Source organism: Rhizobium sp. EC-SD404 (assembly GCF_902498825.1).
Taxonomy (GTDB): domain Bacteria; phylum Pseudomonadota; class Alphaproteobacteria; order Rhizobiales; family Rhizobiaceae; genus Georhizobium.
In genome coordinates this window covers 1,222,273-1,238,123 of record NZ_LR701459.1, presented here as the reverse complement: position 1 = coordinate 1,238,123, position 15,851 = coordinate 1,222,273, and the positions used below count along the sequence as shown (strand labels likewise).

Genomic DNA, 15,851 nt, shown 5'->3' with positions numbered 1-15,851 from the left:
ACATGGGCAAGACGAAACGCATGCTGGCGGCGCTGGCCGCCAGTCTTCTTGCGACAACGGCGGTTCACGCCGCATCGCCCTGGGGAGAAAATTATTTCCCCAACAGTACCGTTGTCACACAAGACGGCACGGATGTCCGGTTCTTCGATGATCTGATCCGCGACCGCATGGTGCTGATCAGCTTCATCTACACCTCCTGCCGCGACCTATGTCCCATCAACACGGCACGGCTGGCGGAAGTCGCCCGCCGTCTGGAAGGCCGAATGGGCAAGGACATCTTCTTCGTGTCGATCAGCGTCGATCCTGTCAACGACACGCCGGAGCGCCTGAAAGCTTTCGCCGACGCGTTCTATGACGGCCCCGGCTGGACATTCATCACCGGCGACGAGGAGACGTTGCGACTGATCGGCTCGAAGCTCGGCAACAATTCCGAAGTGCCGGCGAACCATCGCAACGAGGTCGTGCTCGGCAATGCCAAGACCGGCGACTGGTCGAGAAACACGCCGTTCGGCGAAATCGGGATATTGACCAGCGCGGTTCTCGATCTGGACCCGGTGTGGCGCGAGCAGCGCCGCATGCCCAATCAGGCCTATCTCGATCCGGCCGATTTCGCGCATCTGCAGATCAGTCCGGAACCGGGTCAGGCGCTCTTCAAGAAGATGTGCGCACCCTGCCACACCGTTGGCGTGGGCGACATGGTCGGACCGGACCTGATGGGCGTGACGGAACGGCGCGAACGCGACTGGCTCGCAGCCTTCATCCGCGACCCGGAAACGAGCCGACGTGCCGGCGATCCGATCGCGCTGGAAATGGTAGCGCGTTTCCCGGGCGTCCGCATGCCGTCTTTCGCCTTGACTGAAAACGATGCGGCAGACCTCATCAGCTATCTCGAAACGCGCACGAAAGAAGTAATGACGGCCCGCGCGGATGCGATCGCGCATGATGCGGATCCCGCACACCAACATGGCGGCCAGGCTTCTGCCGAACCCACTGCAAAGGATGCCCATGCAGCCCATGGCGCCCCGCACGAACATGGGCCGGAAGAAACGCCACACCATCACTGAATTTTCGAGTGAAACAAAACGGCCGGTGTCCTTCAGGACACCGGCCGTTTTAGCGGGACGCTGTACAGGCCCGCCGCGATCGATTCGGGAGCCCGCCCTTATTCTTCACGGAATGCCTTGGCCATCTGGTCCGTAAATGGCTTCACGAGATAGGAAAGCGCGGAACGCTCACCGGTTACGAGAAGCACGTCGACGGGCATGCCGGGAATCAGGACCTTGTCGCCGAGCGGAGCGAGATCGGACGTGATCTCCACAGTACCCAAATAGAAGTCGCGTCCGGACGCAGGGTCTCGGGTCGCGGCCGCAGCCATCGCCGTGACCTGGCCTTCAAATTCCGGTGTCGTGCGCTGGTTGAAGGCCGTCAGGCGAAGACGCGCCGGCTGGCCGATCGTCACCTGATCGATATCTGTCGGCGACACGCGTACCTCGACCATCATTTCTTCGTCTTCGGGCACGAGCGAAAGGATCGTCTCACCCGAACCTATGACGCCGCCGACGGTATGGACCGCCAGATCGTAGACGAGGCCGGATGCGGGCGCCCGCAGCTCGGTCCGCGAAAGGCGGTCGACCGCAGCGATCTCACGCTCGTGCAGCTCTGCGATGCGCGCATCGATGTCGCGGATCTGCGTCTGCGCCGTTGCCTTCAGTTCCTGGTCAATCGCGAGGATCTTCAACTCGGTTTCGCTGATCTGGCCGCGCGCCTGGGCGACGCGCGATTCGATCTCGCCCCTCTGCCCTTCGATGCGGGCCAGTTCCCGTTCCATCTGCCGCACGCGCGAACCTTCGGTCAGCTTGCGCTCCAGAAGCTTGCGCATGAGAGTGATATCGTCGAACAGCAGCGTGTGCTCAGCCTGATTGGAAGCGAGTTGCGCCTCCATCCCCTTGATTTGGTCACGCAACTGTTCGGCCTGAAGCGACAGTTGCTCTTTCTGGCTGTCGCGCATCGCGCGATTGTCGAGGAAGAGTTTGATTTCGCCGGCGATGACGCCGGATGTCGTACCCGTCGCGTCAAAGCCTTCGGGAAACGCGACCTCTGCCTGGCCATCCCGCTCGGCCTGCAGACGGGAATAGACACCGGTCAGTTCCGCCAGCTGCGAGCGGATGATCGACAGCTCGACCCGTGTGTCGGTTTCGTCCAGCTTGACCAGGACGTCGCCCTCCTGCACGCGATCTCCGTTCGAGACGCGTATCTCGGCGACGATGCCACCATCACGATGCTGGACTTCCTTCACCTGACGCTTGACCGCGATCTGGCCCGGCGCGATCGCAGCGCCGGCAAGACTTGCCTGCGCGGCCCAGCCGCCGCATCCGATGATCAAAAGCCCCGCAAGCGACGCCGACATGATCACGCGTGAGCGAATCCCGAAGGTGCCAACGTTTCGCGTTTCCTGCGATTTACCGATCATCATTCCCATGCTCATGCTCCACTGGATAAAGGGGCGGCGCGTTCGCTGCCGCGTGTCAGGCCTGTGCGTCGACGTCTCGTGCCGCGAGAATGAAATCTTCACGCGTCAACTGATGGTGTCCGAGAAGTGCAAGTTCGAATTCTGCGTCCGGGTCGGTGTCGGTCGTTCCCGAAACGATCGTGTAATCACTGTCGCCGAACCGCTCATGGCGGAAGCCGACGCTGCCGGCCTCGGTGAATGTCGCGCCTGCGATATCGACGAAGAGCTGGCCTTCCGGGCCGGATATCCGCGAGAAATCGATGCGGTCTCCAACCGTAAAGTCGGTGATCTCGTCGCGCGGGCCACCCTCGTTCGTCAGATCGCTCATCTTTCGGAAGACGAAGGTGTCATTACCGTATCCACCGGTGAAGACGTTGATTTCATCATCGGCAACAAGCCAATCGTTGCCCCGACCGCCGCGCACGTTCTCGATATCGAAGACTTCGTCATAGCCCGTGTCGAGGCTCTGCACGAAGCCGCCCGGCAGATCGACCAGCACGTCAGCGACGATCTGGGAAAGGTCGTAGGTGTCGGTACCGGTGCCGCCGATAATCAGATCATCGCCGTCTTCCGAGATCGCGATGAAAAGGTCGTCCCCTTCGTCGCCATACAGCATGTCGGACCCTTCGCCGCCGCTGAGAACGTCCTGGCCTTCGCCACCGGAAACGATGTCGTCGCCAGCACTTCCAGCCAGGACATCGTCGCCTTCGCCCCCATCGATGACATCATCGCCTGCACCGCCGTCGACGATATCATCGCCTTCGTCACCGTGCAGGATATCGCTACCGTCGCCGCCATCGAGGACGTCCTCTCCGACGCCCGCATGAAGGACGTCGTCGCCTTCATCGCCGGCCATCGTATCGTCACCGGCGCCGCCGATGATGACGTCGTCACCTTGCTCGCCGCTCAGCGTGTCGGCGCCTTCGCCACCGTTGACGGTATCGTTGCCGTCACCGCCTTCGACGACATCGTCGCCTTCAGCACCAAGAAGCAGGTCGCCGCCCGCGCCGCCGCGGATCAGGTCATCGCCTGCACCGCCGTCCACACAATCGTTGCCGGTGCCGCCGGACAGGACATCGTCGCCCTCATTCCCCTCGATGACATCGTCGCCGGATCCACCGTCTGCCACATCATCGCCAAGGCCGGCGAGGATCACATCGGCTCCCTCGCCGCCATCCAGACTGTCATCGCCTTCGCCGCCGATCAATTCGTCAGCGCCGGTCCCGCCCGAGAGGTCATCACTGCCGTCGCCACCGTCGAGAACGTCATCGCCGGCATCGCCCGAAAGCACATCGTCGCCTGCGTCGCCGCTCAGCTGATCCGCGCCGTCACCGCCGGAAATGTCATCCGCACCGTCGCCGCCCGAAAGTTCGTCGTCGCCGGCCTCGCCTTCGATGACATCATCACCAGCCCCGCCCTCGGCGACATCGTCACCGGCGCCAGCCAGGATTATGTCGGCGCCTTCGCCGCCATCGATCGCGTCGTGGCCATCACCACCGTCGAGCAAGTCGTTGCCTGCGTCGCCCGAAAGCACATCGTCGCCTGCGTCGCCGCTCAGCTGATCCGCGCCGTCACCGCCTGAAATGTCATCCGCGCCATCGCCACCCGAAAGTTCGTCGTCGCCGGCCTCGCCTTCGATGACATCATCACCAGCCCCACCATCGGCGACATCGTCACCGGCACCAGCCAGGATCATGTCGGCACCTTCGCCGCCATCTATCGTGTCGTGACCATCGCCACCGTCAATCTCATCGTCGCCTGCGTCGCCCGAAAGCACATCGTCGCCTGCGTCGCCGCTCAGCTGATCCGCGCCGTCACCGCCGGAAATGTCATCCGCACCGTCGCCGCCCGAAAGTTCGTCGTCGCCGGCCTCGCCTTCGATGACATCATCACCAGCCCCGCCCTCGGCGACATCGTCACCCGCGCCAGCCAGGATCATGTCGGCGCCTTCGCCGCCATCGATCGTGTCGTGGCCATCACCACCGTCGAGCAAGTCGTTGCCTGCGTCGCCCGAAAGCACATCGTCGCCTGCGTCGCCGCTCAGCTGATCCGCGCCGTCACCGCCTGAAATGTCATCCGCGCCATCGCCACCCGAAAGCTCGTCGTCGCCTGCCTCGCCTTCGATGACATCATCACCAGCCCCGCCCTCGGCGACATCGTCACCGGCGCCAGCCAGGATCATGTCGGCGCCTTCGCCGCCATCGATCGTGTCGTGGCCATCACCACCGTCGAGCAAGTCGTTGCCTGCGTCGCCCGAAAGCACATCGTCGCCTGCGTCGCCGCTCAGCTGATCCGCGCCGTCACCGCCTGAAATGTCATCCGCGCCATCGCCACCCGAAAGCTCGTCGTCGCCTGCCTCGCCTTCGATGACGTCGTCACCCGACCCACCATCGGCGACATCGTCGCCTGCGCCGGCCAGGATTATGTCGGCACCTTCGCCGCCATCGATCGTGTCGTGACCATCGCCACCGTCGATCTCGTCGTTGCCAGAGCCGCCGTCGAGAACGTCGTCGCCGGCATCACCCGAGAGCGCGTCGTTGCCCGCGTCCCCGCTCAGCTGATCGGCTCCTTCACCGCCAGACATCTGGTCGGCGCCCTCGCCCCCCGAAAGCTCATCGTCCCCGGCCTGGCCTTGAATGACATCGTCACCTGTCCCGCCTTCGACAACGTCGTCGCCAGCACCGGCGAGGATCAGGTCGGCACCCTCGCCGCCATCGAGCGTGTCACGGCCTTCACCACCGTCGAGAACGTCATTGCCGGCATCACCTGAAAGCACATCGTCCCCGGCGTCACCGCTGAGATCGTCGTTCCCGTTTCCACCGGACAATTCGTCTGCGCCGCTTCCGCCGGACAGCTCGTCGCGGCCATCACCGCCGGAAATGACGTCGTCGCCTGCATCGCCCGCGAGGATATCGTCGCCATCGTTGCCGCTCAGCTGATCCTCGCCGTCGCCACCGGAGATCTGGTCTGCGCCATCGCCGCCCGAAAGGTGATCGTCGCCCGCCTCGCCCTCGATGACGTCATCGCCCGCTCCGCCTTCAGCCACGTCGTCGCCCGCACCTGCCCGGATGAGGTCGGCACCGTCGCCACCGCGAGCCAGGTCGTTGCCGAGACCTGCCAGGAGAATGTCGTCTTCGGTTCCGCCATCGAGAACGTCGTCCCCAATCCCGCCGTCGAGATTGTCCTTGCCCGCGCCGCCTTCAAGATGGTCGTGGCCCGCATCACCGACGAGCGTGTCATCGCCGTCTTCGCCGAAGAGCTTGTCATTGCCGTCTTCGCCAAAGAGCCGGTCGTTGCCCCGGCCACCGAACAGCATGTCGTCGCCAAAACCCCCGAAGAGCGTGTCGTCGCCATCCTCGCCATAGAGCCGGTCGTTGCCGTTGCCGCCGAACAGCGTGTCGTTCTGGGCCCGGCCGTAGATCAGATCGTCGCCATCGAGACCGAACATACGGTCCGGATCCGGCGTGCCGATCAGGATATCGTTGCCGCTCGTTCCGATGATGTCGGGATTTTCGTGATCGAGATCGCTGTAGGCCACCTGCTGGACGGACGTTTTTCCGTCACTGATCTTGTAGGTGAAGATGACTTCGCCGACGTAGTCGTAGGCGGGCGTATAGAGCCACTTGCCCGGCGCCGTTTGCGTGATCGTGCCGGACGAAGCCAAAAGATCCTGAACCGTCAGGACATCGCCGTCGGCGTCCGATGCACCGACGAGCAAATCCGCAGCTGCGATGACGATCGCCTGGTTGACCAGACTGTCCTTCAGGCTCACGGGTCCTGCAAGCGTCGGGGCCCGGTTCGGCGTCTTGTCCTTGCCGTCATCGTCGTCGCGCCGCTTGGTGGCTCGTTCATCCGACTTCACCTTGCGAGGAGATGGCGTGCCTTCAACGTGGTTGTCGTTCGCCCGCCCAGCTTTCCCCGGCTTTAAAGGACGCAAGGAGCCGCCTCCGGCCGCGCGCAGGCCAGCCTCGAAAGCAACGGCGTCGCCCGTCTGACCCAGAAATGAGATGCGCGCACCGACGCCGGCTGCGATGTCGACCGAGAGCTGGTTGAGCGACGAGGCGATTTGCCCGATGCGATCGAGGTCGGCCTCGAACGACAGCGGGTCACTTTCCGGCTCCGGTGTAGCCTGTGCCAGGTCGCGCAGCGGCTTGTCGGACGAGAAAGGCTCCACCTCGTTGGCGAAGAGCTTCCTTAACGCCGTGAACAGGCCGACGGCGATGAAGGGCATCATGGCCATCGTCTGCATGCGCCCGCCGCCCTCGGTCTCCTCGAAGCGCTTCTTGGCCGCCGTCGGGTTGGTGTTCTGCCACCGATTGAGAAAGAGCCGCTCATCCATTGTCTCAGTCCCTCAATCTGCTCAGGCGTTGGTGCGTTCAAGAGATCGGCGCGCGAGTTCGCCACGCTCCGCCAAGGCTGGCTTGCGGCGCGGTGGCGTGTCCTGGAGGATTTCCTCCTTCGGCCCGAATGCGACCAGTCGCCCGTTCTGAACCATGCCGACCATGTCGACCGCAGCAAGCGCACTCGGCCGATGCGCCACGACGACAACGATGCCGCCACGGTTGCGCACGCCGGTGATCGCCGCTGTGAGCGCGGCTTCGCCTTCCCCGTCGAGGTTGGAGTTCGGCTCGTCGAGCACGACCAGGAATGGATCGTCATAGAGCGCACGGGCAAGGCCGATGCGTTGACGTTGGCCGGCCGAAAGCGCCATGCCGTTCGAACCGAGCTGTGTCTGGTATCCTTCGCGCAGCCTCACGATCAGCTCGTGCACGCCGGCCGCCTTTGCAGCCACGACGATCTTGCGGGCGTTCTGCTCGCGGTCGAACCGCGAGATGTTCTCGGCGATCGTGCCGTCCAGCAGCGCCACGTCCTGCGGGAGGTAGCCAATCGCCTTGCACAGCACGTCCTCGCGATACTGTTCGAGATCGGCATCGTCGAGACGGATCGCACCACGCAACAGCGGCCAGATGCCGACCATGGCCCGAACCAGCGATGTCTTGCCGCCGCCACTCGGGCCGATCAGACCAAGCGCCTGTCCACCCTTCAGTTCGAAGCTGACTTCGCCGAGGAGGACTGCACCCGACGCCGGGGCGGCAATCGTGACGTTCTCGACCTTGAGACTGCGTGCCGGTGCAGGAAGGTCGATAAGAGCCGACTTGTCCTCCATTGCCGCCAGCGTTTCGCCCAGCCGCTTGAAGCTGCGCCGGGCCGCCTGCATGCCCTTCCACTGGCCGATGACCAGATCGACCGGAGCCAGAGCACGGGCAGACACGATGGACGCGGCGATGATGCCGCCTGCGGACAATTCGCCCTGGATGGTCAAAAATGCGCCCATACCGAGGACCGCCGACTGCAGGATCATGCGCAGCACCTTGGAAAGGCCGCTGAACGTGCCAGTGATGTCGCTTGTCTTCGTCTGTAATGCGAGATGCGCCTTGTTGGCCTCTTCGAACCGCTCCACCGCGCGCCCGGTGAATCCCATCGCCTTCAGGATTTCGGCGTTGGCGGCGTGGCCGTCGGCAAGCGTGTTGCGGGTCAATGCCGCCTTGTTCATCTCGCGGCTCGAGCGGCGCGTCAGCATCTCCGTCGCGATCGTCAGGCAGGCCAGCACGATCGCGCCGCCAAGCGTCAGAAGCCCGAGCATCGGATGCAACAGATAGATAAAAATCAGGAAGACCGGCATCCACGGCAGGTCGAACAACGCAACCGGACCCTGGCTGGCGAGGAACCCGCGGATCGTATCGACGTCACGGCCGCGTTCCATCGCCTCGGACGTGGAATAGCCGAAACGCGGCATCTCGATCACAACGCTGTGCGCCATTGGCGCCAGCTCGCTGTCGTAGCGTGCGCCAATGCGCACCAGGATTTGCGAACGCAGGATGTCGAAGATGCCCTGAAACAGATAAAGGCCGATCGCAAGCGCGGAGAGCGCGATCAGCGTCGGCATGCTACCGGACGTCAGGGCCCGGTCGTAGATCTGAAGCATGTACATGGCGCCCGTGAGCGCCAGGATGTTGATGATGCCCGAGAGGGCGAAAAGGTAGATGCCGATAGAGCGCATCTTGCCGAGAACGTTCGGCACCTTGGCGCTTGCGGCAGTATTGGTCTTCTTGCTGGTCTTGTTCATTGAACGAACCCCCGGAGAATGGCAACTGCGTTGGAACCATTGCCTTTTCTTGCGACCGATCCGCCGGTTCCTCGACCGGCGGATCGGCATTTCTCATGCACTGTCAGCTCAGAATGTCGGTGTCTGTCAGGTGATGCCGGCCCTTGATCGCGATCTCGAAGTCCGCGTCCGTGTTGCCGTCGACATTGCCCGAGAGGATGGTGAACTCGCCGTCCGCCGTCGTGATGTGGCTTTGCCTGATCTGGCCTGCCGACGTGAACGATCCCCCTGAGACCAGCTGGAATTGCTGATTTCCACCGACCCCCACATTCGCGTCGATAGCCGAGACGTCGATCCGGTCGCCCGGCTCGAAGTTCATGATCGTGTCGCCATCGGCTGCGAGCGTCGACAGGAAGCGGTAGACATCCGACCCTTCGCCGCCATCGAGCACGTTGATCGCGTCGCTTGCGGTGATGGTGTCGTTGCCGCCACCGCCGATCGCGTTCTCGATCGAGTAGATGACGTCGCGGACACCCGCCGCCGTCGTCACGCTGCCCCGCTCGTTGAGGCCGTTGCCGAGATTGATCGTCAGGTCCTCGGTGAGAGCTGCGTAGTCGATCGTGTCGATGCCTTCGCCGCCCCAATAGGTGTCGGCTTCGTCGCTGACCGAAGCGATGAAGAGGTCGTCGCCGTCCCCGCCGAAGAGCTTGTCGTTGCCTTCGGCACCGGTGAGGATGTCGTCGCCATCCTCGCCATAGACCGTATCATGACCCCAGCCGGCATCGATCTGGTCGTTTCCGGCCCCGCCGAAGACTTCGTCCTGGTTGCCATGGGCATGGATGGTGTCGTCGCCATCGCCACCGAAGATCGCGTCCTCGCCGTCGCCGGCACTGATCTTGTCGTTGCCGCCAAGACCGATGATCGTATCGGCGACAGCTCGTCCGATCAGGACGTCCGCACCATGACCGCCGATGATCTCGCCTGGATTGGTGCCCCCGATGGTAACCGTGCCTTGGTCGGCGTCGCCATCGTCATCATCATCGTCGTCGTTTTCGGAATTATCCTCATCATCTTCGGACTCTGATTCTTCGTCTTCGTCTTCGTCTTCGTCTTCGTCCTCAGCTTCGTCGTCTCCATCATCATCGGAGTCGTCGTCGTCTCCCTCGCCGTCCTCATGCTCTTCGTCACCGTCGCCGACGCCGTTGTCATCTCCGTCTTCGTTTTCGGTTTCGTCGTCTTCGTGTTCGTCGTCATTGTCTTCAGGGGGCAGAGCCTGCTGAAACTGCGGGGGCACGTCGCCCGTGAAGGTGATCGAGTTTGTCCCGTTGCCGAACGTCTTTGAACCGTCGGTGTTGGTGGCGAGCGTATAGGTCGACAGATCGTCGCCAGGCGCGAGAACAACTACGTCCTGCGGACGGAGCGTGCCGATCAGCGTGACGTTGCCGCCGAGCGAAGTGAAGTGGAGGCGGTGCGATGACAGAAGACCGGAAATATCGATGGTCTTGTCGCCGACGCCCGAGTTCACCCGGATGGTGTTCTGACTGAGCTGTGTCGGTTCGAAATCACCGTTGGTCAGGATGGTGTCGGCCCCGTCGCCTGTGTTGATGACGATCTCTTCGACATTGCGGAGTTCCGCGATGACCGAGGCATTGTTGACCCCGTTGCGCGTGATTACGATCTCGGTGTCTGCATGCAACGCGACGATGTTGTTGCCAGGGAACTCGTCCCAGGTCTGTCGCGTCCAGACACGGTAGATTTCTTCCGACGCATCACCGTTGATGATGACCGTATCCGTACCGCCGACCCCGCCGTCGATAATGTCGCGTCCGTCGCCGACGTTCCAGGTGATCGTGTCGTCGCCATCGCCCCCGTTGATCGTGTTCCTGCCAAGACCACCACTCAGTGCGTCGTTGCCGGCGCCGCCGTTCAGCGTGTCATTGCCGGCGCCGCCATCTAGTAGATCATCGCCATCGTCACCGTTGAGCGTATCCGCACCGGCCTCGCCGTTCAGCGTATCATCGCCTATGCCGCCAGTCAGAACGTCGTTGGCTGCGCCACCGAGCAGGATATCGTTTCCGGCATCGCCGCTGAGCGTGTCGGCACCACCTTCGCCGTTCAGGGTGTCGTCGCCGTCGCCACCGACGAGCGTGTCGCTGCCACCGCCGCCGAGCAGCGTGTCGCCGCTGCCGAGACCGTTCAGGATGTCGTTGCCGCCAGCACCGTTCATGAAGTCGGCGCCGGCAGTGCCGAGCTCGTTGTTGGCCTGCCCATTGCCATTATAGAGCATGCCAACCACTTCGGTCTGTTCCGAGAATATCTGCTCGGCGTTGCCCGCGTCGTCAATGAAGCTCACCACTGCGCGGATCGAGGAATTGACATCCCCGAGACCCGGCGTGAACGTTGCCGTTGTTGCGCCTGGAAGGTTGACCCAGGTGCCGTCTACCAGCCTCTGCCAACTTATAGCGAACGTTGCGCCCGTCGTGCCGTTGGCGTCGGTGATCCCATCTATGGCGACCGTCAGCGCCTGGCCTTGGGTTGGCGTGGTGGTGCTGAGTACCAGATTGCCCTGTGCCGGCTGATCGACCGTATAGACGACGCCATTGGCAAAGTGCAGTTCCTCGACGTTCCAGACCGTGTCGGTCCCGTCGGAGACCAGATTGCGCTCCGTTTGTGGATCGACCACGTTGGTCACGGCATTCTGCGTAACAGTCAGGCTGCCATTGGCATTGTGCGTGATCGTGTAGTTCGTGATGACGTCGTTGAAGACCGCGACGTCGGTCGATGCCGCATCGTTACTGTCGACCACAGAGCGGACGATCCGCATCTGTGCCGGCTCGATCTGCCGCGCCACCATCAGTTCGAACAGAGACTTGTTCGCCCATTCAGACTGCAGGCCTAAAGTCGCCACTTCTGACGCGGTGAAGACATGCTTCATCGTATCGACGGCAACCTCGGCGTTTCCGCTGCTGCTCGTAATGGCAATCTGCACGTTCAGCCAGCGATCGCCATCGATGATGTCGTCGCCGCCATTGCCTTGAAGCCGATCGTTGCCGGCGCCGCCGAGGAGCACGTTGCCGCTCTCGAAGAGGCCGCTTGCCCCTAGGGAAACGATCTCCGACAGACCCTCAATTCGGGCCAGGCCCTCCGCGTCGAGCCCATCGTTGAAGAAGATGTTTTCGGTCGTGGCCACCGTATCGCCCGGAGCGAGTTCGCCGAATACGCGGTCGTCGCCGATCAGCGTATCGTTGTTGTTCCAACCGGACAGCGCTTCTGTCTTGTCGAAGCGGTTTCGCAGGATGTCTTCCGCTTCGGTCGTGAAGATCGGGATGCGCATGTCGGCATAGCCGTCGAACTGCATGCCCTTGAAGATTGCCCAGTCGAAACCGAACATGCCTTCGTTGCGCATGACGCTTTCGCCCTGGACCATGATATCGTCGCCGGATTCGGCGTCGAAATCATGCTCGTCACTACCGGCGAACATCACGTCGTGGCCCTTGATGGCCGAGTTGAAGAACAACTCCGAGTTATCGCCGGCCGTGGTATCGAACCCGGCTCCGGCTTCCATCCAGTCGTTGCCTTCATTGCCCATCAGGAAGTCCATGTCGTCGCCGCCGAGGATGAAGTCATCCCCTTCACCGCCGAAGACTTCGGTCGCATCGACACCGACGAAGACCGCATCCTTGCCGGAACCGCCCATGATGATGTCGAGGCCGTTGGAATTGGCGATGACGTCGTCGCCTTCCTCGCCCTTCAGGAAGTCGCCCGTGTCGCCGGAGTCGGTGATGATGTCGTTGCCGGCACCACCATTGACGAGATCGACGCCTGCGCCCGCTTCGATCCGGTCGTCGCCGGCGTCGCCCCAGATGCCGTCATCCCCGAAATCGGCGATGATCGTGTCGTTGCCGTTCGTGCCGCCGAAGACGACGTGCTCGCCACCGAAGAAGCGAAGGTAGTTCTCATCGACTTCGATCGTGCCGGGATCGTCACGGACGACCTTGCCAAGACCCATCGCTTCCAGAAACGGATCGGTACCAACCGGGTCTTTGCCGGCGAGATCACCGTTCTGATCTGCCTGGTTGGCTTCGTTGACTTCCAGCACGTAGTCGTAGCGGGCGAAGGAATCGACCCCGATATGACGGTTCACAATGTCGTCGGACGTGCCTCGGATGCCGTCGGGTCCTGCCTGCGCCAGAGCCGTATTGGCCAGCATCATCTTGGAGAAGGAGTTCTGCTCCAATTCGTTGAGGAAGTTCTGGCCCTGTGTGCGGGTGAGGTAGTAGAAGCGATCGCCGTCCTGCAGGTTTTCCATCTGCAGTTCGAAGACCGCGTTGAAGGTCGAGCCGAGCATGCCGCCGAACGGCATCTTCTTTTCGGCAAGGCCGCCGATCCAGAGATCGATGTCGTTGAGGCCGCTCAGTTCAGCGTTCCAAGCGCCGGTGCTGTTCAGGAAGTCGCTACGGCCAGCGAGAGCCGTCGGATTGCCTGCGGCGTCCACACCGAGAACAAGCTCCAGCGCAGCTGCGCGTTTCTGCTCCAATGTACCGGCAATCGCCGGATGCTTGCCGTAGGCCGCAATAAAGTTCACGACCGAGATCGGGTTCTTCAGATTGGCGGCAAACTCCGACCAGCTGGTATAGGGCGTCAGGAACGAAGACCCGCTGGCTGCGTAAAGCTGTTCGCGCGCCTCGTTCAGTGTCGGCATGCCGGTGTCACGGCCACGGGCGATGTTGATCGCCGCGAGATCGAGGGGCAGGCCGAGCAGGTTGTTGCGCAGCGCATTGACGACGAATTCGTCGATTTCATTGCCGCGCTCGGTGGTCATGCCGCGGATGATGGAGGCCGCAGCTTCGTCGTGGGACGACATGCCTTCGTCGAACAGGATCGGATCGAGGAACGCTTCGACAAGCCCGACATCCTCGAGCACGTTTCCAGCCGCATCGATGCGGGGCATGTTTTCCGTCAGCATCGAATGGCCGAAGCGATAGACGACGTTTGCGAACTCCGCGAAGATCGATGGATCCACGTCGGTGATGCTGTTGAAGACGAAGACGTCGATCATCGGCTGGATCTTGCGACCGAACTCTTCGAAGACCAGGTGCTGGTACTGCATTTCCGTTGCGAAACGGCCGGCCTGGAAGAGGCGTTCGCCATCCCAAGCTGCGGCAGTGTTCAACTGCGTCGCCAGAGTTTGAGCCTCGGCGAGATTGGTTGGCAGCACCGTGCCTGCGGGAAGGTCGTCGTTCAGCCACTCATTTATGAAGGAGAGGTCGCCGCTCTGTAGGATCGTGAGTTTCTGAGCGTCGATCTGGCGGTTGTGTTCCGAGTGGAAGATGTGGTGGACAGCTGTGAGGCCGATATTCTCGTTCCCACGGCCATCACCCGTGATGAAGTGGTGATCAAGCAGCTCGTCGTCATAGGTCAGGTTGACGCCGAATTCGTTTGGTTCAATCACATTTCCAGGGACATCGTCTTCGTCAGGCGTGACGGCCAATGGCGGCGTGCCTGGATTACGGTCGTGGTCGACCAAGAGCTTCGGCACAGCATTGTGCGCGATGTCGTCGAGAAAGGCGTTGGCTGTTCGAATGGGCACGACGGCTCCAGGCGGAACAGGTACGCCGGTGACTGGAAAATGAAGAACGACCGGGTTATCGGGAGTTCCGCTGGCGACGCCGTCATCGGCGGTGTTTGGAATTCCGTCGGCGCCGAGAGAGAGAATGACCTGCGGGAAGCCATCGTCACCTCTTATGAACTCGCCATAGGCGTCGGTTCTTAAGAGAGGCACGGCGAACACGTCCATGTCGGATAGCTGGATGCCGAGCATCTCCAGGGCCTGTTCCTTGACGTCGGCCCAGGTTGCGAGGCCGCCACTGGTGCCGGTCAGCAACCTGCCGGTCGCCATCGGTTCGCCCTCGACCATGGTGTATTCGCGCAGGAACACCTGGTGGGAGGCATTGGACGTATAGGTCTGGTTCTGGTCGACGAAGGGTGTCGTGACGTTGACCTGTGTGGGAACGCCACCTGCACCCGGAACTGTCGTCGCCCGCGTCAGCACCATGAACTGCGAGCTTTCGGGAACTTCGTCGCCATTGCCGAGAATGCCGTCGGGCCCGTGCGTGACCAGCGGATCGTCAGCGGCAAGAGGCACATAGACCGTGCCGGCGCCGCCTTTGGTGATCAAGTCGAGGCCGTGGTCGAAGAACTGCCCGAAGAACGTCATCCACGCGTTGAAGGGCGCGGACAGGCCTTCGTCCGGCGCGACGTTCGGAATGTCGATCGTGTTGCCGTTGAACGTGATGCCCTTTTCTTCGGCGAGCGCCTTCATCGACGCCTGGGGATTGGCCGCGACCGTCTGCGCCGTCGCCAGCGTGGCTTCGGCTTCCGCCAGATCGACCGCCGCCGCCTGGATAGCGTCGATCGTGGCAGGCACTGCGGCCGAATAAGCGCCGACGGCCGCCGTCAAGGCTGCAGTGGCATCGTCGACTGCAGCCTGCGCTTCCGTCACGTTTTCGGCGGCGTCGGCTACTGAAATATTTCGGGCGAGGATTTCCTCAAGATCCGCCTGCGGATCTTCGGAACCCGCGAAGACCAGAGCGGCGTAGATCGCCGCCGGGTTGTTGATCGACATGTCGACGATCAGATTCGAGATCGTGCGCGGATCAGCATCGACGACGCTCTGGCCGGGCGCATAATTGCCTTGTACCAGATTGCCACCGGGAGCCGGTCCATTGAGGTCGATGCTGTCCAAGTCACTGTCGTTGATGTAATTCGGTTCGAAGAGACGCGGCATCGGCTGGTTCGATGCGCCCCAGAATTCGCGGCCCGGCAGGATATTGTTGTAGCTGCCGTCAACCGTTCTCAGGCCAAAGGGCGTATGCGGATCCGGAATGGCGAGCACCGCGCCGGGCGTTCCCTGCGGGACGACATTCCCGAGCGCGTCGACATAAATGTCCGTCAGCTCAAGAGCGTTGCTCCCGGAATGCGCGGTGGAATTGCCCTCAGCGATCTTGATCTGCTTGAGGATGAATTGCATGTCGGCGAGATTGAGCTTGACGGTCATGTTGCCCTCCATCGGATGAAATGGGGCCGATCTCCCACCGGTGCTCTCGCACCGGTTCCGAACCGATCGGACGCCCTTGGTTTGAACCTTGAAGCCCCCCACCACCCCCGATCTTTCCCCGGACCGGGACTGGCTTGAGCTTGAAAGGATAATCCCGTGACGCGAGCTTCTTTGCGAGC

Annotated in this window: 4 protein-coding genes and 2 pseudogenes; 1 reads left to right on the top strand and 5 read right to left on the bottom strand. The window is 62.3% G+C overall.

Annotated features, from left to right (window positions below; translation table 11 throughout):
- The first annotated feature begins 2 nt into the window (after positions 1-2).
- Positions 3-1,064: an SCO family protein gene (locus tag GC125_RS06865; RefSeq protein WP_151984870.1), complete on the top strand. Its 1,062-nt coding sequence runs from the start codon at positions 3-5 to the stop codon at positions 1,062-1,064.
- 98 nt (positions 1,065-1,162) lie between these two features.
- Here the strand turns inward: GC125_RS06865 and GC125_RS06860 are convergent, their stop codons facing one another.
- From GC125_RS06860 to GC125_RS06845, 5 genes and pseudogenes are all read right to left on the bottom strand, one after another.
- A complete protein-coding gene (locus tag GC125_RS06860; RefSeq protein ID WP_286165396.1) occupies positions 1,163-2,479 on the bottom strand; it encodes an HlyD family type I secretion periplasmic adaptor subunit in 1,317 nt (438 codons plus the stop codon).
- Between the two features lie 46 nt (positions 2,480-2,525).
- A complete protein-coding gene (locus GC125_RS06855) occupies positions 2,526-6,848 on the bottom strand; it encodes a cadherin-like domain-containing protein (protein ID WP_151984866.1) in 4,323 nt (1,440 codons plus the stop codon).
- Between the two features lie 21 nt (positions 6,849-6,869).
- Entirely contained in the window at positions 6,870-8,636 is a 1,767-nt protein-coding gene (locus GC125_RS06850) for a type I secretion system permease/ATPase (RefSeq protein WP_151984864.1), read from the bottom strand.
- A gap of 103 nt (positions 8,637-8,739) precedes the next feature.
- Positions 8,740-9,537: pseudogene (locus GC125_RS20410) on the bottom strand (M10 family metallopeptidase C-terminal domain-containing protein); the annotation flags it as partial.
- 348 nt (positions 9,538-9,885) lie between these two features.
- Positions 9,886-15,672, bottom strand: a pseudogene (locus GC125_RS06845) (peroxidase family protein); the annotation flags it as partial.
- Positions 15,673-15,851: the final 179 nt, after the last annotated feature.